24 protein-coding genes, 2 pseudogenes and 1 riboswitch are annotated in these 22,819 nt (G+C 71.5%); of the genes and pseudogenes, 17 read left to right on the top strand and 9 right to left on the bottom strand.

The window, feature by feature from the left end:
• Positions 1 to 156: 156 nt before the first annotated feature.
• Positions 157 to 675, bottom strand: a complete 519-nt coding sequence (locus ACZ5DS_RS35180; protein WP_468246712.1) for a secondary thiamine-phosphate synthase enzyme YjbQ — start codon at positions 673 to 675, stop codon at positions 157 to 159.
• Positions 676 to 859: 184 nt separating this feature from the next.
• Between ACZ5DS_RS35180 and ACZ5DS_RS35175 the strand changes: the two genes are divergently transcribed.
• From ACZ5DS_RS35175 to ACZ5DS_RS35165, 3 genes and pseudogenes are all read left to right on the top strand, one after another.
• Positions 860 to 1,444, top strand: a complete 585-nt coding sequence (locus ACZ5DS_RS35175; protein WP_468246709.1) for a PadR family transcriptional regulator — start codon at positions 860 to 862, stop codon at positions 1,442 to 1,444.
• Between the two features lie 137 nt (positions 1,445 to 1,581).
• Entirely contained in the window at positions 1,582 to 2,091 is a 510-nt protein-coding gene (locus ACZ5DS_RS35170; protein ID WP_468246732.1) for a LysR substrate-binding domain-containing protein, read from the top strand.
• 209 nt (positions 2,092 to 2,300) lie between these two features.
• Positions 2,301 to 2,952: pseudogene (locus ACZ5DS_RS35165) on the top strand (isocitrate/isopropylmalate family dehydrogenase); the annotation flags it as partial.
• 19 nt (positions 2,953 to 2,971) lie between these two features.
• Here the strand turns inward: ACZ5DS_RS35165 and ACZ5DS_RS35160 are convergent.
• Positions 2,972 to 3,862: a glycoside hydrolase family 19 protein gene (locus ACZ5DS_RS35160; RefSeq protein WP_468246708.1), complete on the bottom strand. Its 891-nt coding sequence runs from the start codon at positions 3,860 to 3,862 to the stop codon at positions 2,972 to 2,974.
• 241 nt (positions 3,863 to 4,103) lie between these two features.
• Here ACZ5DS_RS35160 and ACZ5DS_RS35155 point away from each other — a divergent pair, with 241 nt between their 5' ends.
• Together ACZ5DS_RS35155 and ACZ5DS_RS35150 are read left to right on the top strand one after the other, a co-directional pair.
• Positions 4,104 to 4,268: a hypothetical protein gene (locus tag ACZ5DS_RS35155; RefSeq protein WP_468246705.1), complete on the top strand. Its 165-nt coding sequence runs from the start codon at positions 4,104 to 4,106 to the stop codon at positions 4,266 to 4,268.
• A gap of 268 nt (positions 4,269 to 4,536) precedes the next feature.
• Complete coding sequence (locus tag ACZ5DS_RS35150) at positions 4,537 to 5,583, top strand: enoyl-CoA hydratase/isomerase family protein (RefSeq protein WP_468246704.1); 1,047 nt, start codon at positions 4,537 to 4,539, stop codon at positions 5,581 to 5,583.
• Positions 5,584 to 5,820: 237 nt separating this feature from the next.
• Here ACZ5DS_RS35150 and ACZ5DS_RS35145 read toward each other — a convergent pair whose 3' ends face one another.
• Together ACZ5DS_RS35145 and metE are read right to left on the bottom strand one after the other, a co-directional pair.
• Entirely contained in the window at positions 5,821 to 6,405 is a 585-nt protein-coding gene (locus ACZ5DS_RS35145) for a histidine phosphatase family protein (RefSeq protein ID WP_468246703.1), read from the bottom strand.
• 133 nt (positions 6,406 to 6,538) lie between these two features.
• A complete protein-coding gene (metE, locus tag ACZ5DS_RS35140) occupies positions 6,539 to 8,848 on the bottom strand; it encodes a 5-methyltetrahydropteroyltriglutamate--homocysteine S-methyltransferase (protein ID WP_468246701.1) in 2,310 nt (769 codons plus the stop codon).
• Positions 8,849 to 9,000: 152 nt separating this feature from the next.
• Positions 9,001 to 9,224: riboswitch (cobalamin riboswitch) on the bottom strand.
• A 444-nt stretch (positions 9,225 to 9,668) separates the two neighbouring features.
• Between metE and ACZ5DS_RS35135 the strand changes: the two genes are divergently transcribed.
• The gene (locus ACZ5DS_RS35135) at positions 9,669 to 9,842 is read left to right on the top strand and encodes a hypothetical protein (RefSeq protein WP_468246700.1); all 174 of its coding nucleotides are present in this window, start codon (positions 9,669 to 9,671) and stop codon (positions 9,840 to 9,842) included.
• Between the two features lie 23 nt (positions 9,843 to 9,865).
• Here the strand turns inward: ACZ5DS_RS35135 and ACZ5DS_RS35130 are convergent, their stop codons facing one another.
• Positions 9,866 to 11,221, bottom strand: coding sequence for an MFS transporter (locus tag ACZ5DS_RS35130; RefSeq protein WP_468246698.1), 1,356 nt, complete (start codon positions 11,219 to 11,221; stop codon positions 9,866 to 9,868).
• A gap of 396 nt (positions 11,222 to 11,617) precedes the next feature.
• Here ACZ5DS_RS35130 and ACZ5DS_RS35125 point away from each other — a divergent pair.
• From ACZ5DS_RS35125 to ACZ5DS_RS35100, 6 genes and pseudogenes are all read left to right on the top strand, one after another.
• Positions 11,618 to 11,791: pseudogene (locus ACZ5DS_RS35125) on the top strand (carboxylesterase/lipase family protein); the annotation flags it as partial.
• A gap of 124 nt (positions 11,792 to 11,915) precedes the next feature.
• Entirely contained in the window at positions 11,916 to 12,554 is a 639-nt protein-coding gene (locus tag ACZ5DS_RS35120; RefSeq protein WP_468246697.1) for a helix-turn-helix transcriptional regulator, read from the top strand.
• Between the two features lie 10 nt (positions 12,555 to 12,564).
• Positions 12,565 to 13,728: a DSD1 family PLP-dependent enzyme gene (locus tag ACZ5DS_RS35115; RefSeq protein ID WP_468246695.1), complete on the top strand. Its 1,164-nt coding sequence runs from the start codon at positions 12,565 to 12,567 to the stop codon at positions 13,726 to 13,728.
• 53 nt (positions 13,729 to 13,781) lie between these two features.
• Complete coding sequence (locus tag ACZ5DS_RS35110; protein ID WP_468246694.1) at positions 13,782 to 14,750, top strand: threo-3-hydroxy-L-aspartate ammonia-lyase; 969 nt, start codon at positions 13,782 to 13,784, stop codon at positions 14,748 to 14,750.
• 74 nt (positions 14,751 to 14,824) lie between these two features.
• Entirely contained in the window at positions 14,825 to 15,115 is a 291-nt protein-coding gene (locus tag ACZ5DS_RS35105) for a DUF6400 family protein (protein WP_468246691.1), read from the top strand.
• Complete coding sequence (locus tag ACZ5DS_RS35100; protein WP_468246689.1) at positions 15,102 to 15,329, top strand: hypothetical protein; 228 nt, start codon at positions 15,102 to 15,104, stop codon at positions 15,327 to 15,329. The genes ACZ5DS_RS35105 and ACZ5DS_RS35100 overlap by 14 nt, the downstream gene beginning before the upstream one ends.
• Positions 15,330 to 15,335: 6 nt before the next feature.
• Here the strand turns inward: ACZ5DS_RS35100 and ACZ5DS_RS35095 are convergent, their stop codons facing one another.
• Together ACZ5DS_RS35095 and ACZ5DS_RS35090 are read right to left on the bottom strand one after the other, a co-directional pair.
• Positions 15,336 to 16,163 carry a maleylpyruvate isomerase family mycothiol-dependent enzyme gene (locus ACZ5DS_RS35095; RefSeq protein ID WP_468246687.1) on the bottom strand — a complete coding sequence of 276 codons (828 nt, stop codon included), beginning with the start codon at positions 16,161 to 16,163 and terminating at the stop codon, positions 15,336 to 15,338.
• 97 nt (positions 16,164 to 16,260) lie between these two features.
• Positions 16,261 to 16,839 carry an AMIN-like domain-containing (lipo)protein gene (locus tag ACZ5DS_RS35090; RefSeq protein ID WP_468246685.1) on the bottom strand — a complete coding sequence of 193 codons (579 nt, stop codon included), beginning with the start codon at positions 16,837 to 16,839 and terminating at the stop codon, positions 16,261 to 16,263.
• A 209-nt stretch (positions 16,840 to 17,048) separates the two neighbouring features.
• Here ACZ5DS_RS35090 and ACZ5DS_RS35085 point away from each other — a divergent pair, with 209 nt between their 5' ends.
• The 3 genes from ACZ5DS_RS35085 (at position 17,049) to ACZ5DS_RS35075 (ending at position 20,598) form a co-directional block, all read left to right on the top strand.
• Positions 17,049 to 19,100 (top strand): serine/threonine-protein kinase, encoded by a 2,052-nt coding sequence (locus tag ACZ5DS_RS35085; protein WP_468246683.1) that lies wholly within the window; start codon positions 17,049 to 17,051, stop codon positions 19,098 to 19,100.
• Positions 19,101 to 19,414: 314 nt separating this feature from the next.
• Positions 19,415 to 20,305: an NmrA/HSCARG family protein gene (locus tag ACZ5DS_RS35080; RefSeq protein WP_468246680.1), complete on the top strand. Its 891-nt coding sequence runs from the start codon at positions 19,415 to 19,417 to the stop codon at positions 20,303 to 20,305.
• Positions 20,302 to 20,598, top strand: coding sequence for a hypothetical protein (locus ACZ5DS_RS35075; RefSeq protein WP_468246677.1), 297 nt, complete (start codon positions 20,302 to 20,304; stop codon positions 20,596 to 20,598). Before ACZ5DS_RS35080 ends, ACZ5DS_RS35075 begins: the two co-directional genes overlap by 4 nt.
• A gap of 8 nt (positions 20,599 to 20,606) precedes the next feature.
• Here the strand turns inward: ACZ5DS_RS35075 and ACZ5DS_RS35070 are convergent, their stop codons facing one another.
• Together ACZ5DS_RS35070 and ACZ5DS_RS35065 are read right to left on the bottom strand one after the other, a co-directional pair.
• Entirely contained in the window at positions 20,607 to 21,398 is a 792-nt protein-coding gene (locus ACZ5DS_RS35070) for a ribonuclease BN (protein WP_468246675.1), read from the bottom strand.
• A 172-nt stretch (positions 21,399 to 21,570) separates the two neighbouring features.
• On the bottom strand, positions 21,571 to 22,029 hold the full coding sequence (locus tag ACZ5DS_RS35065; protein WP_468246672.1) for an Lrp/AsnC family transcriptional regulator: 459 nt from the start codon (positions 22,027 to 22,029) through the stop codon (positions 21,571 to 21,573).
• Positions 22,030 to 22,382: 353 nt separating this feature from the next.
• Here ACZ5DS_RS35065 and ACZ5DS_RS35060 point away from each other — a divergent pair, with 353 nt between their 5' ends.
• Together ACZ5DS_RS35060 and ACZ5DS_RS35055 are read left to right on the top strand one after the other, a co-directional pair.
• Entirely contained in the window at positions 22,383 to 22,517 is a 135-nt protein-coding gene (locus ACZ5DS_RS35060) for a hypothetical protein (protein WP_468246670.1), read from the top strand.
• A complete protein-coding gene (locus ACZ5DS_RS35055) occupies positions 22,510 to 22,770 on the top strand; it encodes an AzlD domain-containing protein (protein ID WP_468246667.1) in 261 nt (86 codons plus the stop codon). Before ACZ5DS_RS35060 ends, ACZ5DS_RS35055 begins: the two co-directional genes overlap by 8 nt.
• Positions 22,771 to 22,819 lie beyond the last annotated feature (49 nt).

Genomic DNA, 22,819 nt, shown 5'->3' with positions numbered 1-22,819 from the left:
CCCCCCCCCCCCCCCCCCCCCCCCCCCCCCCCCCCCCCCCCCCCCCCCCCCCCCCCCCCCCCCCCCCCCCCCCCCCCCCCCCCCCCCCCCCCCGCAACCACGTTCGCCAGGCCACCGGGTTCCCGGAAAGGCGTCATCGGGTGCAAGCCGAAATGATCAGTAGGCGCTGTGGACCCGAACCAGCAGTTCTCGTGTACGGGGTCCGTCGTACTCGGCCAACATGACCGCCTGCCACCGGCCCAGGTACAACTCGCCCGCGGTGATCGGGATGCTCAGCTCGGGATGGGTGGCGACTATGGCGCGGGCGTGGGAGTGGCCGTTGTCGCGTTCGCCGTGGAGAGCCCGCTCGGCGGGGGTGCGGTGCTTGTCATGGGCGTAGTAGTGATCGCTGCTGTGCGGGGCGATGCGTCGCAGCACGGCCTTCATGTCGGTGTCCAGGCCGCTGTCGTTCTCGTTGATGAGCAGGCCGCAGGTGGTGTGACCGCAGTACACGTGCAGGGTGCCCTCGACGACTTCCGATCCGGCGACGAGCCGCTCGAGTTCGCCGGACAGGTCGATGACGGCTTCGGGAGCGTCGATGATGACCGAGAGCCGGGCCGACACTGCGATCGAACTCCCCGGCGGCAGAACATCGTGCGAGACGACTGTGATCCGAGTGTCCGCGTTGGTCGCCATAGCGCCTCCATATCGGCGTGGCCCCGGTCCGGGAGGGCTCCCGGACCTGCCATGTACCGTGACAGCGGCCCCAAGGCGACGCAACGGCTGGACTCGGCCACCTGACGAGCCGGCCCGCCGATCTGGTTCCGATCGGGAATAATCAACCCGTTGAATATTCCCATCCGGTGCTAAATTGACGGCCATGGCTCTGCGCAATGCGGTGATGGCCGCGCTCCTGGAGGGTGAGGCGTCCGGGTACGACCTGGCGAAGGGGTTCGGGGCCTCGGTCGCCAACTTCTGGATGGCCACACCGCAGCAGATCTACCGGGAGTTGGAGCGGATGGAGAGCGAGGGCCTCGTGGCCGCCCGCTTCGTCCAGCAGGAGCGCAGGCCCAACAAGCGGCTCTACTCGCTCACCGAGGCCGGGTACGAAGCCGTACGCGCATACACCGCCGAACCACCCGCCAAGCCGACCGCGATCAGGGACGAACTGCTGGTCAAGGTCCAGTGTGTCGACGTCGGCGATCTCGAGGCGGTACGGAGGTCGATCGCCCAGCGCATGGAACTGGCCGCTGCCAAGGCGGTCCGGTTCGAGCGTGCGCGGGAACGTCTGCTGGCCGGCCGCACCGAGGACGAGTACTTCAGCACGGCCGAACGCATCGGCCCCTACCTCACCCTGCTGCGGGGCCTCGCGCTGGAGCAGGAGAACCTCCGGTGGGGCGAGGTCGCGCTGAAGAGGCTCGACCAGCGCGCCGCGGCACTCGCCGCTCGCACTGACGGATCCTGAGGCTCCGTCAGGGCACCGGCCGCGTCACACACCCGCCGCCACCGCCACTCCCAGTGCGAGCAGGACGACGCCGGCGACCACTCCCAGCCCCCGGTTGACCGCCGGAGGTCGTCGCCTCCTGGAGCGGTTCGCCCACGCTGCCCCCGCAGGTCTCCAGGCACCGGCTGCTGCGCGACCCCATGGTGGTCGTCCTCCCCGACGACCATCCACTGGCCGCCGGGTCGCCCGACACCCCGATGCGCCTGGAGCAGTTGCGCGACGAGTCCTGGGTCGCGATCGTGGCGGGCCACCCGGCGCGCGAACAGCTCGACCGGGCCGCCGGCGAAGCAGGTTTCACGCCCAGGGGCCGCTTCGAGACGGAGTCCTACGACGTCGCCCAGGCCTTCGTCGGCGCGGGCAGCGGCGTGGCCCTGGTCTCGCGCCTCGCACTCACCGGCACCCCGGGCACCACCCACCGCGAGCTGACCCGCCCCCGCCTCCACCGCGAGATCCACGCACTGACCCAGACCGATACGACCCTGACCCCGCTGGTGGAGGTCTTCCTGGGCTTGCTGCGCGACGTCGCCCGCGAACGGAGCGCCACGTGGCATGAGCCCAAGGCGAGGGGCGCCCGCCGGGAGCTGCCGGGGGCCGACGGCCGCTTCTAGCGCCGTGTTCGGAGAGCAGGAGAGGTGTCCGCGTGGTCCAGGTCGGCCAGCAGTGGTTCCACGTCGGTCTTGAGTGAGCCGTAGACGTGCCACGCACCCGGCTTGGTGAGGGCGCGAGAAGTGGAAGGATTGCGGGGCGCAGTAGAGGTGGTTCACCCAGGGCTTGTTGATCCCACGGACGAGGTCGACCGCGGGGGTGTTCTCCTCGCAGGAGTCGCTCGACGATGCCCGAGGGCGGGCTGCAACAGCTGCGACACCACGATGCTGTCCTGCTCGGCGCTGTCGGCCACCCTGGCGCGCCCGACCACGTCTCGCTGTGGAGCCTGCTCATCCCATACGCCGCGGCTTCCAGCAGTACGTCAACCTGCGCCCCATCCGCGTCTTCGATGGCGTACCCAGCCCGCTGCGGGACGCCCGCCCCGGCGAAGTCGACGTCGTGGCCGTCCGCGAGAACGTCGAGGGCGAGTACGGAGAGATCGGCGGCCGCCCTGGGCGTGGATTCCCAGAGGAGGTGGCCGGGCACAGCATGCCCTTCCGGGACGAACTCGTTGCCGAGCGCGCGCTTCGACGTCGTGGTCGTCTCAAACCTCCGCGGCGACATCCTCAGCGATCTCGCGGCGGCGGTCGTCGGCAGCATCGGGATCGCACCCGCGGCCGACCTGAACCCCGGAGCGGGAACATCCCTCCATGTGCGAGCCGGTCCACGGCTCGGCCCCCGACATCGCCGGACGCGGCATCGCCAGCCCGCTCGGGGCGATCTGGCCGGCGGCCATGTTGCTCGACCTTGTCGGCCGCTCCGAGGCTGCGACCCGGGTCACGGAGGCGATCGCGGCCGTCCTGGCCAGGACGGAAGTCCGCACTCCGGGTCAGCGGGTGCCGATCAGCAGTAGAGGTTGCCGCCGGCGGGCGTACCCAGGATCTGCACGAACCGCTGGTAGGCGTCCACACGGCTCTGCACCTGTGCGGGGTTCTTGCCGTCGCACTCCAGGGAGCCGTTGATGCTGCGGATGGTCTGGCCGAAGCCGGCGCTGTTGACCATCGCGTTGTGGGGCGTCATCGTGCCGGGTCCGGTCTGCGTGTTCCAGTACCAGAGCCCTGTCTTCCAGGCGACGGAGGCGTCGGTCTGGACGAGGTTGGGATTGTTGAGCAGATCGATGCCGAGCGCGTCGCCCGCCGCCTTGTAGTTGAAGTTCCAGCTGAGCTGGATGGGACCGCGTCCGTAGTAGGCGGCCTGGCCGGCCGGGCAGCCGTAGGGCTGGCTCCAGTCGCAGTAGTGCGGGTAGTTGGCGGTGTTCTGTTCCACCACGTAGACTAGCCCGCCGGTCTCGTGGCTGACGTTGGCGAGGAAGGCCGCGGCCTCCTGCTTCTTCACGGTGTCGCTGCCGGTGTTCGCGAAGCCGGGGTAGGCGCTGAGCGCCGCCGACAGCCCGCTGTACGTGTAGAAGGGATTCCGGTTCGGGAACATCTGGTTGAACTGCGCTTCGCTCACGACGAAGCTGCCCGAGGGGTTGGTGGAGCCGCTGTCGCAGCCGTAGGGCTCCCAGTACCACGTGCTGATGGTGGGGTCGTAGCCCGGGTTGTCGTGCTCTGCGATGTAGGCCTTGCCGTCGGTGTAGCGCACGATGTCGCCGGTGACGTAGGACTTGCCGGCCGTCCAAGTCGGGTAGCTCGAGCAGGCCGCGGCGGAAGCACCTGCGGCCGGCAGCAGCACGGGTGCAGCCGTTCCGATCACGGTCGCGGCCAAGAGTGCGGAGAGGCGGCGCTTTGACACGGAGTCAACTCCTTTGCGGAGCAGGCCTGCACCGGATGGGGTTGGCTACGGCATCCGGGGCGGCCGCGGTGGGGGGGGTGTGGAGCCACACTTAACCGACTTTGGTATGTACCAGTCAAGGGTTTAGACCAGTCGGATTGACAACGATGCCAAAGGAGGGCGGCCTTGCAGGGTTGATCCAGGTGTCGGTGACCATGAGTGCGCTCTCGGCGGCGGCGTCATCCTGCGCGAGGGCGGGGGCGTGCGGGGCCTCAACGCCGCGGCCACGCTGTGGTGTTCGGCCGCGGTCGGCGTGCTCGCCGCCTCCGGCCGGCTGGTGTTGTGCCTCCTCGGAACAGCCCCTCAGGGTGCGGCGCGACGACAGGGGCACCACCAGCCTGCGGGCTGCCGTCTCCCTCAACGGTGACCCCGCCCGCGCCCTGGAACAGCTCATCGCCCGCCTGTCCCTGGAACCGGGCGTGCGCGACCTGTACTGGCACCTGGACGACGCGCCCCCGTGTCGGCCATCACCCCTCCCGGCAGCAGGGTGGAGCTCGTTGCTGCGTGCCTGCTCCTCCTCTTCCGCCGGCCCCCGGTCCCCACAGTGATTTACTAGGACGTCCAACTATATAGTTGCAACCTACAATCGAGATCATGCGTGTCAGCGCGGCGCGCAGGCTGACGGAGGCGTTCGGATGACCGGCACGGAGGAACCCGTCCTGCTGCACACCGCTGGACGGGCTGCCTACATCACCCTCAACCGGCCGAAGGCTCTCAACGCTCTCAACCATGTGATGGTGCGGCGCATCGACGAGGCGCTCACCGTCTGGGAAAGGGACCCGGCCGTGGAGACCGTGGTCGTCTCCGGGGCGGGGGAGCGCGGCCTGTGTGCGGGCGGTGACATCCGTGCCGTTCACGACGACGCCCGCGACGGTGACGGCACCGCTTCGGCCGCATTCTGGCGGGACGAGTACCGCCTCAACGCCCGCATCGCCCGCTACCCCAAGCCGTACGTCGCCCTCATGGACGGCATCGTCATGGGCGGCGGTGTCGGCATCTCCGCACACGGCAGCGTCCGGGTCGTCACGGAGCGGTCGAGGATAGCCATGCCGGAGACCGGTATCGGCTTCGTCCCGGACGTCGGCGGCACCTATCTGCTCGGCATCGCCCCGGGCGAACTGGGCACCCATCTCGCCCTGACGGGTGCGCAGATCGGTGCCGCAGACGCCCTGCTCTGCGGCCTCGCCGACCACTACATGCCGTCCGCCTCGCTCCGGCACTTCGCCGACGACCTCGCCGGCCTGCCCGTGAGCGAGGCACTCGCCCGGTACGTGCAACCGGCGCCCCCAGGGGAGCCGGCCGACCGCCGGGAGTGGATCGACGCCTGCTACGCCGCCGACACGGTCGAGGAGATCCTCGACCGCCTCCTCGGCCACGGCGACCCGGCCGCCAAGGAAACGGCGGAGATCCTGGTCACCCGATCACCCACCGCGCTCAAGGTCACCCTGGCCGCCCTGCGCCGCGCCCGTCGGCTCGGTTCGCTGGAGCGGGTCCTGGAGCAGGAGTATCGCGTCTCGTGTGCCTTCTTGGCCGTCCCCGACTTCGTGGAGGGCGTCCGCGCCCAGATCATCGACAAGGACCGCACCCCACGCTGGTCCCCGGCCACCCTGGCCGAGGTCACCGGCGCCGACGTCGAACGCTGCTTCACCCCGCTCGGCGACCGCGAACTCGGGCTCGCCTGACCCGACTCCGGAGCGGCAGGGAGCCATTTCCCTGTTCCACGGAACGGACGTGCACGAGCGGGTGCACGGCGCCCGCCACCCGCTCGGCTTCCCCTGCCACTGAGCCGAGGGACGCCGCACCCGTCCGCTGCCGCACCCGAAGCCCCCGACCGCCGCGTCCGGACGGGCAGTTTCCGCCCCGGACCGAGCGGCGCCACCGGGGCGAGACCCCCTGAGCCGTCGTCGTGCCGACCGATGTCAGTCGATGGCGCCCGACCGGTCGAGGTCCTGTCCGATGCGCAGGTTCCAGCGCCCGGACCGGCCGGTGACGTCCGTTGCCGTGAGCGGGCGGACGTCGACGCGCCAGAACGCGGCCTCGGGCGCGCCCAGCACGTGCACGACGACGGCCCGCACCACCTCCGGCTCCACCACGGCGACCGTCCTGCCGTCCGCCGGACCACTCGCGTCCAGCCACCGCGCGACCCGCGCACACAACTCCCGTACCGACTCCCCGCCGTGCGGGGCGGCCCCCGGATCGGCCAGCCAGTGGGCCACCGCTTCCGGCTCGGCGGCGCCGACCTCGTCCAGTGTCCGCCCCCGCCAGCGGCCCACGTCCAGGCCCGCGAGTTCCGGGACCGCCGAGGCGGTGAGGCCGAGTGCGGAGGCCGTCTCCCGGCAGCGCACGCCGGGGGAGGTGAGGGCCCGGTCGGCGGCGCGCAGGGACCCGGCCGCCGACCGGGCCCGGGCCGCCGCGCCGTCCTCGATCGAGTCGCCGGCGTCGAAGCGGGCCCGCCGCAGCGCGGGGGTGGTCGCGGGTGCGATGAAGGTGACGCGGCTGGTCACGCGGTTGCTCCTCCTGCCTCCGCCACGGGGCGGGGGTGTCCTGGACGGGTGCGTACGACGGTACGGGCAGGCCGGAAGCGCTGCGCGCCCGCCCCGGTCATCACGGCCGGGGCGGGCGTGCACGGAGCGCCCGCTACAGCTCCGTGCGCACCGCCCGTGCCGCGGCGACCAGGTTCTCCAGGGAGGCCCTCACCTCGGGCCAGCCGCGCGTCTTGAGCCCGCAGTCGGGGTTGACCCACAGGCGTTCGGCGGGGATGGCCTTGAGGCCGAGGCGCAGGAGTTCGGCCGTCTCGTCGGCGCCGGGCACGCGCGGTGAGTGGATGTCGTACACACCCGGTCCCGCCTCGCGCGGGTAGCCGTAGGCGGCGAGTTCGCGGGCGACCTGCATGTGGGAGCGGGCCGCCTCCAGGCTGATGACGTCCGCGTCGAGGTCGTCGATGGCCTGGACGATGTCGCCGAACTCGGCGTAGCACATGTGGGTGTGGATCTGGGTGTCCGGGCGGACCCCGCTGGTGGTGAGCCGGAAGGCTGTCGTGGCCCACTCCAGGTAGGCGGGTCGGTCGGCGGCTCGCAGTGGCAGCGTCTCGCGCAGCGCGGGTTCGTCCACCTGGATCACCGAGGTGCCCGCCGCCTCCAGGTCGTCGACCTCGTCGCGCAGGGCGAGGGCCACCTGGCGCGCGGTGTCGGCGAGCGGCTGGTCGTCACGGACGAACGACCAGGCGAGCATGGTGACCGGGCCGGTGAGCATGCCCTTGACCGGGCGGTCGGTGCGGGACTGGGCGTACGTCGTCCAGCGCACCGTCATCGGTTCGGGGCGGGAGATGTCGCCGGCGAGGATCGGCGGGCGCACGTGACGGGTGCCGTAGGACTGGACCCAGCCGTGCTGGGTGGCGAGGTAGCCGGTGAGCTGTTCGGCGAAGTACTGGACCATGTCGTTGCGTTCGGCCTCGCCGTGCACCAGGACGTCCAGGCCGGCCTGCTCCTGGAAGGCGATCACCTCCTGGATCTCCGCCCTGACACGCTCCTCGTATCCGGCCGTGTCGATCCGCCCGGCCCTCAAGTCGGCGCGCGCGGTGCGCAGTTCGCCGGTCTGCGGGAAGGAGCCGATGGTCGTCGTGGGCAGCAGCGGCAGCCGCAGGTGGGCGCGCTGGGCCGCGGACCGCTCGGGGTACGGCTGGGAGCGGCGGGCGTCCGCGTCGGTGACGGCGGCGGTGCGGGCCCGGACGGCCGGGTCGCGCGTGATGGGGGAGGCTGCCCGGGAGGCGAGGTCGGCGCGGTTGGCGGACAGTTCGGCGGCGATGGAGTCCGGGCCGCGGGTGAGTCCGTGGGCCAGGGTGACGATCTCGCTCGTCTTCTGCCGGGCGAACGCGAGCCAGCGTCGGATCTGCGGCTCGATGTCCCGCTCCGCCGAGGCGTCGAGCGGGACGTGCAGCAGGGAGCAGGAGGCCGAGACGTCGACCCGGTCGGCCAGGCCGAGCAGGGTGCCGAGCATGGCGAGGGACTTTTGAAGGTCGTTGACCCAGATGTTGCGGCCGTTGACGACACCGGCGACCAGGCGCTTGCCGGGCAGCCCGCCGGCGGCCGCGAGTGCGTCCAGGTTGGCGGCGGCCGCCTCGGTGAAGTCCAGCGCGAGTCCGTCCACCGGCGCCTTGGCCAACACCGGCAGGGCCTGGCCGAGCCGGCCGAAGTAGGAGGCGACCAGCAGCCTGGGCCGGTCGGTGCCGGCGCCGAGATCGCGGTAGGCGCGGGCCGCGGCGTTCACCTCGGCCGGGGTGCGGTCCTGGACGAGGGCGGGTTCGTCCAGCTGGACCCACTCCGCGCCTGCCGCGTGCAGGTCGGCGAGGACCTCGGCGTACACCGGAAGCAGCCGGTCGAGGAGGGTGAGCGGGTCGAAGTCGGCGGCCACGCCCGGCGCGGGCTTGGCGAGCAGGAGGTAGGTGACCGGGCCCACGAGGACGGGTCGGGCCGTGACTCCCAGGGCCAGGGCTTCCCTGAGTTCTGCGACCTGCTTCGAGGCGTCGGCTGTGAACACCGTGTCCGGGCCCAGCTCCGGAACCAGGTAGTGGTAGTTGGTGTCGAACCACTTGGTCATCTCCAGCGGCGCCGCGTCCTGCGTGCCGCGGGCCATCGCGAAGTATCCGGCCAGTGGGTCGGCGGCGACGGCGTTCCGGTGGCGTGCGGGGATCGCGCCGATCATGACGGTGGTGTCGAGCACGTGGTCGTAGTACGAGAAGTCGCCGGTCGGCACTTCGTCGATGCCGGCGTCCGCCAGCTGCCGCCAGTGGGTGCGGCGCAGCTCGGCGGCGGTGACGCGCAGGGCGTCGGCGGTGACGCGGCCCTTCCAGTAGCCCTCGATCGCCTTCTTCAGTTCCCGGTGCTGTCCCTGACGGGGGTAGCCGTACACGGTGGCCCGTGCTGCCGCGGCTGCGGACTTGGTGGTCACGGAGATCTCCTTCGCGAGATGAATCCCTGAGATCCCGGGGACGGGACGAGAGCGCGAAGGGGTGACGGACCGGACGGCAACGGCCGGAGCCGTCCGTTCGGTGTGCACGCCGACCCGCCCTAGAGGTCACCGGGATGTCCGCGCACGAGTGCTTCGCACGCGGGCAGTTGGCAGGTCTTCGGACTCGCGGGCACGTCCTCTTTCGAGGAGGACACCTACTGGCCGTCGCTTCCCAGGCCCCGTACGTCGGGCCCAGTGCGTATGACGGCGGTCGTTCCTGCTCACCGCTGCGGGGCAGTCCCGGATTCCCACCGGGTTCCCTCTTGCGACGCATCCCGCCTGGCGGACGGGGCGAACCAGCTGCACCGGCAAGCCTAAAGGGTGTCGTGCGCAGCCGGGGCGTCACTCCACGATTCGGACGGGGCGAACAACCAGTGCACCCTCAAGGTGATCGACGCCGACACCTGCAAGCCGGTGAAGAACGCCGCCGTCGACGTCTGGCACGGCGCCCGCCGTGCCGAGGCCCTGCTTGCCCCCAGCCTGCCCCAACCCCGCAGCGAGCGGCGCGTCTGCGCGGAGCCGGTCGCTGCGCCCGACGGCACCGAGGTGTTCTCCTCTTCCACCGCACCGCGCTGGGCTTGCCCCGAGCCCGACGGACGAACCCGGCACCCGCGCCCAGCACGTGGCCTTCGCCGTGGACGACATCGTCGCGGCGGTGCGCAGCTGCCGAAGCGGCAGGCGCCAACCTGCTGCGGGTTCCGGCCAATTACTACGACGACCGGCGGGCGCGGTACGAACTCCGGGAGGACGAGGCGGAGACGTGTACCGCGCACTCGGCATCCTCTACGACCGGGACGAGCACGGCCGCGAGTTCCGGCACTGCCACACGGAGACGGTAGGCCACGTCTTCTTCGAACTCGCGCAGCGCACCGGCGGCTACCGCGGATACGGCGCCGCCAACGCTCCCATCCGACCGGCCGCCCAGCGGAGGTGATCCGCCGGACGGCCTGCCGCTCGTCAGCCCTCGGACGCGCCGGCAGCCAGGGGAACCGAGGCCGGGGCGGCGCTCCGGCCGGTCCGCCGGGCAAGCGGTACGAGGGCGATGGCGAGCGCGCCCACCAGGCCGGCCAGGGCGAAGGTGGTGAAGCCCCAGCTCTCGTTGCCGCTGTCGGCCAGCGCGCCGATCAGCCAGGGGCCCACGACGGCGCCGGTCCGGCCGACACCGGTGACCCAGCCCAGACCCGCCGCACGCTCGCCGTCGCGGTAGACGGTGCTGGTGGCGGCGTAGACCATGACCTGCGCGCTGAACAGCCACACACCGGTGACCGCGACGACGGCGTACGTGACGCCCAGCGGGAGGCGAGTCTCGAGCAGCAGCGCCCCGGCGGCGGTCAGCACGAACCAGATCGCCGACACCCGGACCGCTCCGAACCTGTCGGCGGCGCGGCCCGCGATCAGCAGGCCGACGATGCCGCCCGCGTTGATGACGAGCAGAAAGCTGACGGAGGAGTTCAGCCCGTAGCCGGAGGCGCGCATCATCTGCGGCAGCCAGGTGCTCACGCCGTACACGAGGAGCAGTCCGCAGAACGAGGCCAGCCACAACAGCGGGGTCGCCCACCGCGCCTCGGGGTGGAACAGCGCGCGTACGGCGGCCAGGCGGCCCCTGGCCCCGGCGGCCGGCGCGGCGACGGCGGTGGGCCGGGGCAGACCGTACCGGTCGGCGACGCCCTCTGCCTGCTCCCGGTCGCCGCGCGCGAGCAGCACGCCGGGCGACTCGGGCAGCAGGGCGAGCAGCAGCGGCACGGCGACCACGGCGGGCAGGACGCCCGCCCCGAACACCCAGCGCCAGCCCGCCGTCGGGGCCAGGGTCAGGCCCAGGCCGGTGGCGGCCATGCCGCCCACGTGGTACGAGGTCATCAGCAGCCCGGTGGTCAGGGCGGCCCGGCGTGGCGGTGCGAACTCCATGACCAGGGCCAGGCACAGCGGCATCAGCCCGCCGAGGCCGAGGCCGGCGACGAACCGGCCGGCCCCGAACAGGCCCACGCCCGGGGCCAGGGCGCAGATCGCCGAGCCGACGGAGAAGAGCGACACGCTGGCGACGAGCAACAGCCGGCGGCCGAGCCAGTCGGTGAGGTTTCCGGCGGTGAGGGCGCCGATCAGCATGCCGAACGTGGTCCAGCTGCCGATGGTGCCCGCGTCGGCCGGGGTCAGGCCGAGACCGGAGTCGTCGAGCATGTGCGGCATGACGGCGCCGTAAATGGTGACGTCCATGCCGTCGAAGAACACGGCCAGCCAGCACAGGGCGATGACCGGGACCACGGTGCGGAACGTGTGCGGGGGACGGGGTGCGGGGGACGTGAGGGAGGAGTTCATCTGCGTCCTCGGAGACGGGGTCGAATCGGAGACGGGGGGAGCGGGACAGGAGCGGCCTGTGGCTGTTCGCCAGGTGAAATATGGTTCACTTTGCTGGCCGTGAGTCTCGGATCGGGACAGTCGAGTGTCAATAGGCGTGCACCAGGCGCGGATCCCCTGAGGAGTCATCAATGAGCACGCGCACGAGCGGGTTTCCAGAGGTTGTGACGACGGGCGGTGCGGTTCGCGGTCGGCGGGAGGACGAAGTCTCGGTCTTCCGGGGCATCCCGTACGCGCAGGCTCCGCCGGACGCAAACTGCCCGAGGCGGGGACCGCGCTGAGCCCCCCGGATGCGCGAACACGCCCACCGCTGGGGCAAGGTCGCCCTCAGTCCGACGCCCTTCTCACCCGTCGTCGTCCGACTGGCTGTTCCGGATGCCGTCGGTGTATCTGGCCGAGGCCCGCACGGCCGGCGGCGGCCGGGCCCACCTGTACGAACTCACCTGGTCCGCACCCGCCGACGGCGACGCTCTCGGCGCCTGCCACGGGCTGGACGTGCCGCCGACCTTCGGCGCCTTCGCTCCGCTGGGGTTGACGGCGGGATGAGAGGTTCGTCCTCCGGCTACTGGACCGCGACGACGTAACCGCTTAGCCTTTCTGTCTAGAGTTGGAAAAGTAGTCGAGAATGGGTGGGCGGGGGCGGGAGGGCCAGGTCATGCGTACCGTTGAGGCCGAGGCGGACGAGCATCTCATCCGTGAGACGGAGAAGATCGCCGTTGCCCTGGGCCGGATGTTCCCGGGCCTGTGCGAGGTGGTGCTGCACGACCTGCGCGACCCGCAGCACGCGATCCGGGCGATCGAGAACAACCTCTCCGGCCGCCAAGTCGGGGATTCCGCAACGGAGTTGGGCCTGGCCCGCATCGCCGACCCGGAGTACCCCAGCGTCATCCAGAACTACCCCAACCAGTTCCCCGACGGCCGCCCGGCCAAGAGCACGTCGATCGGCATCAAGAACGGCGCCGGCGAGTACATCGCGGCCCTGTGCCTGAACCTCGACGTCTCCGTGCTGTCACCGGTCACGCTCGCCCTGTCCAACCTCGTCGCCACCGACACCGAGCACCGCGACCGGCCGCTGGAGGCACTGCGTGACCGCAACGCCCGCGAACTGCGTCAGGCGGTCGAGGCGCTCGCCGCGGAACGCGGGGGAACCCCGAGGTCACTGGGCCGGGAGGCCAAGAAGGCGCTCGTGCGGCAGCTGCACGGGGACGGCTACTTCGATTCACGTGACGCCGCACAGGCCATCGCGGACCTGCTCGGCGTGTCCCGCGCGACCGTCTACAACTACACCAAGTGAAGGGCCACTCATGAGCCGCCCGCTGCCGCACATCGCGACGCTGGCCGACCCCGGCACCCCGTTCGCCGTCGTGGACGTGCACAAGACCCGGCGCAACATCCAACGGCTCGCCCAGCGGGCGGACCGCCTCGGGGTCACGCTGCGCCCGCACGTCAAGACGGCCAAGAGCCTCGACGTCGCCGCCCTCCTGCACGGCGGCGCGCCCTGCCCGGTCACCGTCTCCACCCTCGCCGAAGCGGAGGCGTTCGCCGACGGCGGCTACACCGACATCACCTACGCCGTCGGTATCGACCCCCACAAGCTGCCCCGCGTGATCACCCTGCTGCGCTGCGGCGTCACCCTGCGCATTCTGCTCGACAGCACCGAACAGGCGACGGCCGTCGCCGACGCGGCACGCGCAGCGGGCATCGCCGTCCCCGCCCAGATCGAGATCGACTGCGACGGCCACCGCGGCGGCCTCAGGCCCGACGCGCCCGGGCTCGTCGGCATCGGCCGCATCCTGCACGAGGCAGGCTGCCTCGACGGCGTCCTGACCCACGCGGGCGAGTCCTACTTCGCCCACACCGCCGAGGAACAGCGCCTGGCGGCGAAGAACGAACGCGACACCGCCGTCACCGCGGCCGACCGGCTGCGGGCCGCCGGCCTGCCCGTGAACATCGTCAGCGTGGGCTCCACCCCCACCGCCCACGCGGCCGAGGACCTCACGGGCGTCACCGAACTGCGCGCCGGCAACTACGTCTTCTTCGACCTGGTCATGGCCGGCCTGGGCGTCTGCGACCTCGACGACCTGGCCCTGTCGGTGGTCGTCACCGTCATCGGTCACCGCCCCGAGTACGGGTGGATCATCACCGACGGCGGCTGGATGGCCATGTCCCGCGACCGCGGCACCTCCGCCCAGCCCCAGGACCAGGGCTACGGCCTGGTGACCGATCTGACCGGCCGGCTGATCCCCGGGCTCGTCATGAGCGCCGCGAGCCAGGAGCACGGCACCCTCACCGCACGTGACGGAGCCCTCCTGCCCGACCTGCCCGTCGGCACCCGCCTGCGCATCCTGCCCAACCACGCCTGCGCCACGGCGGCGCAACACCACGGTTACCACGTCATCGACGGTGCACAGCCCGATGGCCCCGCGCCCGCGATCCAAGGGGTCTGGAACCGCGTCAGCGGCTGGTGACCCGCCCAGCGAGGCTCCTGACCACCTCCCTCCTCCTACCGCAAGGACACGCCATGGCCGTCGCACCACCCGTGACGTTCGACGACGTCCGTGAGGCCGCCGCACGCCTCAAGGGCATCGCCCACCGCACCCCCGTCCTGACCTCCCGCACGCTCGACGCCCTAGTCGGCGCCGAGGTGTTCATCAAGTGCGAGAACTTCCAGCGGATCGGCGCCTTCAAGATCCGCGGCGCCTACAACGCGGCCGCCCAGCTCTCTCCCGAGCAGCTGGCCAAGGGCGTCGCCGCCTACTCCTCGGGCAACCACGCCCAGGCCACCGCCCTGGCCGCCCGCGAACTGGGCACCAGCGCGGTCATCCTGATGCCCGAGGACGCGCCCCGCTCCAAGATGGAGGCCACCGCAGGCTACGGCGCAGAGATCGTGACGTACGACCGCTACACCCAGGACCGCACCGCCCTCGGCGAGGCCCTGGCCGAAGAGCGAGGCCTTGCCCTCATCCCGCCCTACGACCACCCCCACGTCATCGCCGGCCAGGGCACCGCCGCCCTCGAACTCCTCGAGGACACCGGAGAACTCGACGCGCTCGTCGTGCCCGTCGGAGGCGGCGGCCTGATCGCCGGCAGCGCCACCACCGCCAAGGCGCTGTACCCCGGCATCCGCATGATCGGCGTGGAGCCCGAAGCAGGCGATGACACCAAGCGCTCCCTGGAGATCGGCGAGCGGGTCACCATTCCCGTGCCCCGCACCATCGCCGACGGCCAGGCGCTCTCCACCCCCGGCGAGATCACCTTCGCCCTCAACCAGCGCCTGGTCGACGCCGTCACCCTGGTCAGCGACGAAGAGATCATCCAGGCCATGAGGTTCGCCTTCGAGCGCCTGAAGATCGTCCTCGAACCCAGCGGCGCCACGGGCCTGGCAGCCCTCCTCGCCGGACGCGTCGAGAACCTCCCGCGGCGGATCGGCGTCATCGCCTCGGGCGGCAACATCAACACCGAGCGGTTCACCGAACTCATCGGAGGCTGACCGGCAGGTCAGCTGCTGTGACTTCGCCCACCTGCTCTTGCCCTGGCGGGAAAGGCTTACCTACGTTCGGTCGTATGTCCTCCTTTGACCCCATCCTCCCCGGCGAGCCGGACGAGCCTGTCGCAGCGGGCCAGTCCGAGCCGGTCGACTTCGTCGTCGACCTGACCGCCCACGAGATGCTCCGGCGCACGCATGCCCTCGCCGCCCTGGGGCCCGACTGGGACCCGGTCGAGGCGCTGCGCGGCGAGGAGGAGGCGTACGACCTGCTGTATTCCGGTCTAGACGCGGAGCAGCAGCGCATCTACGACGAGCTGGTCGCGGCCGGGGTGCTCCCGAAGCGCGGGGGCGGCGATGCTGCCGCTTGACCCGCAGGCCGACATCGGGCGCCGGGCCTGGGTGGACTGCCCGAACTGCGACGACCGCCGCCGGTGCGCCACCTGCGCGCAGGGGCGTGCGTGCCACGACCACTGGCGCTACCTGCTCTCCACCACCGGCAGCCTGCTCCACCTGCAGTGCCCGTCCTGCACCCACGTCTGGACCCACGAGACGTATTTCGGCGCCACCCGATCCCAGGGGTGAGACGGCTCAGGGCGCGGTGAACAGCGTCGGGAAGCGTGGGGCCAGCCAGGGCTTGGGACCCCAGGCGAGAACCCGGCCTCGGGCGATGGCACGCCAGGGGTTGAGCCGGCCCAGCGCGATGAGCAGGTAGGCGGTGGGCTCGATGAGGATGGTGCAGTCCGTGCCGTTCGGCGGCGGCCCCGGAGTCACCTGCAGGGCGCCGTCGGTCAGGGACACGCCGAACGCCTCGCCCCCGCGCAGCCGGATCGTGTAGCGGGCCGTGAGACCGGCGGTGGCCGCGGTGTTCGCCACGCGCGGCATGACCGAGAGCATGAACGGCATGCAGAGGCTCACCCGCGGCCGGTCGACCATGTGCGGGCGGTCCAGAGCGCGCGCGAGATCGTATCCGTGGCCCAGCATGTGCGTGAGCAGGTACGACGCGAGAACGGCCCCGTCCATGGGGCCGAGCGGTGTGGTCGGTGTACGGCCTTCGGCGGCGGGCCGCGCCATGGCGTCCAGGAACACCTCGGCCTGCTCCGTGATCATCGTCGCCAGCGGCTCCCCCCGGCGCTCCCCGAAGACGGCGAGGGACTCGGCGTTGGCCGCGGCCAGGCTCTCGAGTGTGCCGTCCCCGTAGGGGCGCTCCCGCCCGGACGCGAGATCGGCCATCAGCTCGCCTGCCAGGGCCAGATGAGCGGCCGCCTCGCCGACGGTCCACTCCGATCCCGGTACGGGGACCGCCGTGTCGGACACACCCCGCAACAGCGTGGCGATGTCCTCGGCGGTCCCTCGTATCGCCTGCCCGATGTCCTCGGTCAACGGCCCCTTGAAGTCCTGCTGTTCCGTCGCGTGCACGCCGCCCGGCCCTCCCGCCTGCCACGCCCCGTGCGCATGGGGCGCCGGTACCCAACCAGACTGGGGAGCACAGGGCAAGCCCGCGGGCGGCATGGGCTCAGCGGCTGCCCGTCCAGTTGTGGGCCACGTCGATCACCACACGGTCGGACAGCTGGATCACCCGGAACGGCAGCCGGGCGCGGACACCGAGACCGATCTGTGTCTCCCCCTCGAAACTGCCGGCGAACCGGGTGTCCCTGAAGGTGCGGTATCCGCTGAGGTTCACGCCCGGGAGGGTGTGGCCCACCCGTCCCGGGTATGTGGGTGCGCCGGTCTCCGGGTCGTAACTCGGCGCGCCGACATGGACGTCGAGCACGGCGCCGCCGCCGACCGGGATGTAGCGACCGCTGGCGATCTGGTGGAGCCGGTGGACGTACCTGACGTAGTAGCCGACGTGACGGCCACCGCCGGGCACCTCGATGACCATCCGGTCGAAGCAGGTGTGCCGTCCGGTCCTGATGTTCTCCAGCGGCACGGCTCCGGCGGTCGGACCGCCCTTGGCGCCGCTGCCCCAGCCGGTCGGACAGGCCGTAGTCTGTGCCGTGGCTGCCGGTGTGGCGCCCGCCGCGGTCGACGCCGCTCCCAGCCCGGCGCCCGCCAGGACGAGCGCAGCTATCACTGCCCCGGTTCTTCGCATGATGTCCCCCTTGGTCGAGTCATGCTGTTATGTGATGAGACACGCAGGTGTGGCGAATGGTTGCACGCCGAGGCGGCGAGAGTTTCGGGAACCCGTGGTGCGGTAACCCCCGGTAACTGTGCAACTTGACGATGTATCGGACGCTGCGTGATATACACATTCTCCACATCTTCTGCACCGCCTGTCGGCATGCTCCTGGGGGGAGTTCCGTGAGCAGTACTGGCGCGGGCGGGCCGGTTCAGCCTGCCCACCCCGGGGACCCCTCCCGTATCGGCCCGTACCGGATCATCGGCCGTCTCGGCTCCGGCGGCATGGGCACGGTACACGCCGGCCTCACCACCGACGGGCTCAGGGTCGCGGTCAAGGTGATCCACCCCGCGCAGGCCCAAGACCCGGAGTTCCGGGCCCGGTTCCGGCGCGAAGTCCAGCTGTCCGCCCGTGTCCAGGGCCCCTGCCTCGTACCCCTGCTTGCCGCCGACCCCGAGGCCGCCGCCCCCTGGCTGGCGACTGCCTACGCCCCCGGCCCCACCCTCAGCCGGCACCTGTCCCAGCACGGCCCCCTCGCCGGCGGCACCCTCTACGCCTTCGCGACCGGTACGGCCCAGGCGCTGGCGGCCATTCACGAGGCCGGTGTGGTCCACCGCGACGTCAAGCCGCAGAACGTCATCCTCACGCCCGCCGGGCCCCGCGTACTTGACTTCGGCATCGCCCACGCCGCCGACGGCACCAGCGTGACCCGGACCGGCGTCCTCACCGGCACCCCCGGCTGGATCAGCCCCGAATACTACCGCGAGGGCACGGCCGGACCCGAGGGCGACATGTTCGCGTGGGGCGCGCTGGTGGCCCACGCCGCGACCGGCCGTCTCCCGTTCGGCGCCGGAGCGCCGGACGCGGTCGCGTTCCGTGTCATGTCGGGCGAGCCCGATCTGGACGGAGTTCCCCCGGAGTTGCGGGAGATCGTGGAGACGGCCCTCGCGAAGGAGCCTGCTGACCGGATACCCGCCGCCGCAGCGGCGGAGAAGTGCGCACGGCTGCTCGCCGCACAGGCCACGCAGGTCGTCGGCGGCGAAGCGGGCCTCGGGCCCACGCGCGCCGGTGAGGCGGTCCTGGCCCAGTGGGACATGCCCACCCTGGACGACCCCCGCTGGCACGCCCCGGCACCACCGTCGTCCCGCAAGCGGACCATCACGACCGTCCTCGTCGCCGCAGCCGTGGCGGGCGGCCTCGCAGGCGCCGCCGTCGCCTTCTCTCGCGGCGACGACAGTGCCGCAGAGAACAAGGGCCCCACGGCCACCGCAGCGTCCCCGGCCGCACATGAGGACAGCACCGCACAGCGCACCGAGTCCGCCTCACCCGAGCGGACGACGGAGCCGGTGGTCGATCCGCGCAGGGAACCCGTCCCGACCGACCCGCTCGCCGGGGTGCCGGGCCCCGCCTACACCCGTGCCGGCGACGAGACCCAGCCCGGCGACGACGAGTGGAGAGCCGGCGCCGGCGCGAGCACCGCGGACGAGAAGGACGTGGCGACGGCGGTCCGGGACGCCATGAGGAGCATGCTCGCCACCAAGGACATGGCCTTCATGGAGCCCACGGTCACGTTCAACAAGACCGCACAGACGCTGATGGTGACCGGCGGCCCGATCTCCCAGCTTCCCGAGGAACAGCAGGAAGTGTTCCGCAGGAGCGGGGAGATGGCGGCCTGCACCACCCTCGCCCGTCGGCTCCAGGCCGACCCCACCGGCTGGCCCTACGGCCGCTACTCGGTCTTCTGGAAGGACTCCGACACCGATCCCGAGGCGAACATCCTCGGCTTCGGCGAGGCCACCGACGGGTGCTACACGCTGGTCGCCGGGCAGTGGCAGGGCGACGAGTCCGGCATGGCGACCGCGCAGATACCGAGCAGCGACCGCGCGGAGATCCGCGTCGCCGACGCCACCGACAAGGCCATCACGGCGGCCTGGAAGGTCAGGGTCGCCGAGGGGAACGGGGTGGATCCCACGGCCGCGGACAACGCGATCGACCTCGGCTTCGATCCCGTCGAGAAGGCCGCGTACGTCTGGATCTACGACTCCGACTCCACGCTGATCGGCCGCGCCCAGCGGGCCGACTTCCAGGACGTCGTCACCAGGACCGCCTGCCGGAAGCTGGTCTCCGAGTACAGCAGCAACAAGGCGTGGCAGTACACCCGTTGGTCCGTCGCCGTGTTCGAGGGCAACAGCGGCTACCCCGAGTTCACGGGCTCGGGCGACTGCGTGAAGTGAGGGCACGAGCCTCGATCACGGTCGGGCCCCGGCCGGACTGGACACCTGCACCCTGCCGTCCAGCGCGGCGAGTCGCGTTTCGATACGGCGCGGCTCGGCCTCGTGCGCGGCGATCGCATCGGCGCGCGTCGCGGCCGGCTACGGCGCAGATCGAGTCCCGCAACCAAGTCAGTGCGGGGTGACTCACCTCACATCAATTGCCTGCGTGGCGCAGTGAAAATGTGGGCTATTCTGCTTCGCGACGCAATTGTTGCGTGGCGCAGATAATCAATGACTGCGCATCCCGCATTCTCAAACTCCCCCTAAGGAGCCCCATGCTCACCATCGCCGTCACCGGCGCGACCGGCGCCCAGGGCGGTGCCACCGCCCGCGCCCTGCTGGCCGCAGGCCACCGGGTCCGGGCCCTCACCCGCACCCCCGCAGCGCCGCCGGCCCAGGCTCTGCGCCGGCTCGGCGCGGACGTCCGGTACGCCGACTTCGACGACCGCTCCTCCCTGGACACCGCGCTCGCGGGCGCCGACTCCCTCTTCGCGGTGACGACCCCGTTCGGCACCGACACCGCCACCGAGGTCCGCCAGGGCAAGGCCCTGCTGGATGCGGCGGCGGCCGCCCGGGTCGGCCACATCGTCCTCACCTCCGCGGCACACGCCGACCGCGACACCGGCATCCCGCACTACGACAGCAAGGCGGAGATCGAGCGACACCTCCGGGCGACGGGCGTCCCCTGGACGGTCATCGCCCCGGCGGCCTTCATGGACAACTTCGCCTCCGGCTGGACCCTCGAAGGCCTGCGCGAGAACACCTTCGCCTGGCCCATGCCGGCCGACCGCCCCCTGACACTCATCCCCGCCGACGACATCGGCGCGTTCGCGGCCCTGGCCCTGCAGCGCCGGGCCGCCTTCACCGGTCGCCGTATCGACATCGCCTCCGACGAACTCACCGCAGCCCAGATCGCCGCGGCTCTGTCGGCCGCCACCGGCCGCTCCGTCACCCACCGCGAGGTGCCCCTGTCCTACGTCCGCACCCACTCGGAGGACCTCGCGGCGATGTTCGCCTACTTCACGACCACCGGCTTGGACGTCGACGTCACCGGCCTGCGTCGCGCCCACCCCGAGGTGGGCTGGCACACCTTCGCCGACTGGGCCGCCGCCCAGGACTGGCCTGCCCTGCTCGCCCCGAACACAAAGGAACCCGCCCTGTCATGAAGCCCATCGGCTACTGGCTCAACCGCACCGGCCAGGCCCTGACCCGTCACCTGGACACCATGCCGGCCGGCTCGGGCCTCACCCGTCTGACCTGGCAGGTCCTCAACGTCGTCCGTTCCGCGCCCAGAACCGCCGACTCCGAGGTCCACACCGCCCGGGCCGCCGACGCCGACACCATCGCCCTGACGACAGCCGTCCGTACCGTCCTCACCGACGGCTGGGCGACGCGCCCCGCCCCGGGCCTGCTCGCCCTCAACCTCGAAGCGACGCCGGTCGCGACCACGGCCGGCTGACGGGCCGCTCACTGCTCGTGGGACGGCATCCAGTGGTGCTCGACGAACCAGCGGCCGAACAGTGCACCCCCGTACACGACGAACCCGACACCGATCAGCCACGACTCCACCACCAGCACGGTGCCGACCGCGCCGTAGCTCAGCGCGTTGGTGACGATGAGCGGGGTGAAGACGAGGTTCGAGAAGGCCCTGAGGCCGGCCAGGCCGGCGACCGTGGCGATCGCGCCCGGCAGGAGGGTGCGCCAGTGCACCTGGCCCCCGAGCAGGAAGTCCTGGCCCCACCAGAAGAACAGCACCGCGCTCGCCGCGGACAGGGCGGCTCGCTGCGTCCCGTGCAGCGCCGTGCGGGTCTGTACCTCCTGGTAGAGGTACGCGGTCAGCATCACCAGCCAGGTCGCCTGCCGCCAGACCCGGTGCCAGGGGCCGGAGGCCAGGCCCCAGACCCGCTCATAGCCGTTCTGTACGCTGCCCGCGAACGACACACCGAAGACGCAGAGCAGGATCAGGCTCAGTACACCGGTGGTGCCGATGACCTCGCGCGGCGGGCTGATGACGCGGGTGAGTGCATCGGCGGACGGTCCGGTGAGCCCCATCCCGTCGGCGAGCCACGAGGCGAAGCCGCCCCGTACCAGCGGATCGGCCGCGGCGACCACGATCAGCAGTGGAGCCAGTGTCACCAGGGCCAGCGTGGCGAACCCCATGGCCCGGTGCATCAGTTCCAGATCGCGGCCGCGTCGGAACAGGGCGCCCACACCGAGCCATTCCCAAGCGCGGTGGAGGCCGCGCCGCCACTGCCTCACGGGTTCCTCCCGCGCCTACCGCACCAGGGGTCGTCGCCGACGGTCGTGGGCCGCGGGCATCGCGCGGGCGACCCTCGATGAGTCTCTGCAGACATGATCGGACGAAAGGCCCCGGGGCGCCCGGTCGGACATGCCCGACGTGGGTCACCCGGGGTCCTGCGCATGACCGGACTCAGGGGCCCGGCTTGATGGTCTTCATGGTCAGGTGGGAGTCGATGCGCAGGACGCAGGGCAGACCGGCGAGCTTCCCGGTGAGGAAGGCCTCGTAGGCGGCGTGGTCGGCGACGGCGACACGGACGAAGTAGTCGGGGCGGCCGTACATGCGCCGGAACTCGATCACCTCGTCGTACGCCGCCACGGTGTCCTCGAACTCCAGGAAGGTCGTACGGTCGTTGGCGCTGACCTCGACGTCGATGAGGACCTCCAGCCCGCGGCCCAGGGCCTCGGGATCGATGACGGCCCGGTATCCGGCGATGACACCCGCCTCCTCCAGGCGCTTGACCCGGCGCAGGCAGGGCGGCGGGGTCAGCCCCACCCGCTGGGCCAGCTCCACGTTGGTCAGCCGCCCGTCCTGACGCAGGTGAAACAGAATGTCGCGATCGATGGCATCGAGTTTCACTTCATTGCGCATGCCGCCATTGTACGGACATTACTGACAACCATATGACCTGACACATTTTCTAACATGTCTCCATGCGAACATCCCCTGTCGTTGCCGACACCCTGGAGCGGCCCGAGCCCACCGCTCTGACCCGGACGCCCTCCGCGGCGCGAGCCGCCTTCAGGGACTCCGCCTCCGTGGGTCTCGGGTTCGTCTCCAGCTCTTCATGCACGGGTACTGGGCCGGCGGTGCCATCGCAGGAGCCCTGATCGGCTCCCTCGTCCCCGACGGCATCACCGGGCTGGACTTCGCGCTGACCGCTCTGTTCACGGTGCTGGCGCTGGACGCCGTCCGCGACCGGCGGGGGCGACCTGCCCACCCCCGTGCTCGCCCTGCTCAGTGCCCTCGTCGCCCGGCTGCTGGCCCCGAGCCGGCTGCTGCCGGTCGCCTTTGCCCTGTTCACCGCCGGACTCCTCGCCCGGCACCTCACCACCCGCAGGAAGCCGAGCCATGCCTGACCCGACCTACCTCGTCGCCGCGGTCCTCGTCTCCGCCGCCGTGACCTGGGCCCTGCGCGCCCTGCCCTTCGCCGCCCTCGCCCCGCTGCGTGCGAGCGGCACCGTCCAGTACCTCAGTACGCGCATGCCCGCCGGGATCATGGTGATCCTGGTCGTCTGTCCACGTCGCACTGGCGAGCACGTTGTTCGCCCACTGAGGACCGCGAGAACTGCGCCCGCACGGACGTCCCGGAGAAAGCAGGACGCCCGGTGAGACAGCCGGTCAGGAGAGGACCGACCGGCGTCATCACCGGGGCGTTGTC

Source organism: Streptomyces sp. NPDC031100 (assembly GCF_055570785.1).
This window is presented reverse-complemented; position numbering and strand designations above follow the sequence as displayed.

Bases quoted from the DNA above. Each gene is read 5' to 3' on its own strand.
- ACZ5DS_RS35080 (WP_468246680.1), top strand. From the start codon at position 19,415: ATGCTCACCATCGCCGTCACCGGCGCGACCGGCGCCCAGGGCGGTGCC.
- ACZ5DS_RS35075 (WP_468246677.1), top strand. From the start codon at position 20,302: ATGAAGCCCATCGGCTACTGGCTCAACCGCACCGGCCAGGCCCTGACC.
- ACZ5DS_RS35120 (WP_468246697.1), top strand. From the start codon at position 11,916: ATGCGTACCGTTGAGGCCGAGGCGGACGAGCATCTCATCCGTGAGACG.
- ACZ5DS_RS35150 (WP_468246704.1), top strand. From the start codon at position 4,537: ATGACCGGCACGGAGGAACCCGTCCTGCTGCACACCGCTGGACGGGCT.
- ACZ5DS_RS35055 (WP_468246667.1), top strand. From the start codon at position 22,510: ATGCCTGACCCGACCTACCTCGTCGCCGCGGTCCTCGTCTCCGCCGCC.
- ACZ5DS_RS35090 (WP_468246685.1), bottom strand. From the start codon at position 16,839: ATGCGAAGAACCGGGGCAGTGATAGCTGCGCTCGTCCTGGCGGGCGCC.
- ACZ5DS_RS35175 (WP_468246709.1), top strand. From the start codon at position 860: ATGGCTCTGCGCAATGCGGTGATGGCCGCGCTCCTGGAGGGTGAGGCG.
- ACZ5DS_RS35100 (WP_468246689.1), top strand. From the start codon at position 15,102: ATGCTGCCGCTTGACCCGCAGGCCGACATCGGGCGCCGGGCCTGGGTG.
- ACZ5DS_RS35065 (WP_468246672.1), bottom strand. From the start codon at position 22,029: ATGCGCAATGAAGTGAAACTCGATGCCATCGATCGCGACATTCTGTTT.
- ACZ5DS_RS35105 (WP_468246691.1), top strand. From the start codon at position 14,825: ATGTCCTCCTTTGACCCCATCCTCCCCGGCGAGCCGGACGAGCCTGTC.
- ACZ5DS_RS35115 (WP_468246695.1), top strand. From the start codon at position 12,565: ATGAGCCGCCCGCTGCCGCACATCGCGACGCTGGCCGACCCCGGCACC.
- ACZ5DS_RS35110 (WP_468246694.1), top strand. From the start codon at position 13,782: ATGGCCGTCGCACCACCCGTGACGTTCGACGACGTCCGTGAGGCCGCC.
- ACZ5DS_RS35180 (WP_468246712.1), bottom strand. From the start codon at position 675: ATGGCGACCAACGCGGACACTCGGATCACAGTCGTCTCGCACGATGTT.
- ACZ5DS_RS35130 (WP_468246698.1), bottom strand. From the start codon at position 11,221: ATGAACTCCTCCCTCACGTCCCCCGCACCCCGTCCCCCGCACACGTTC.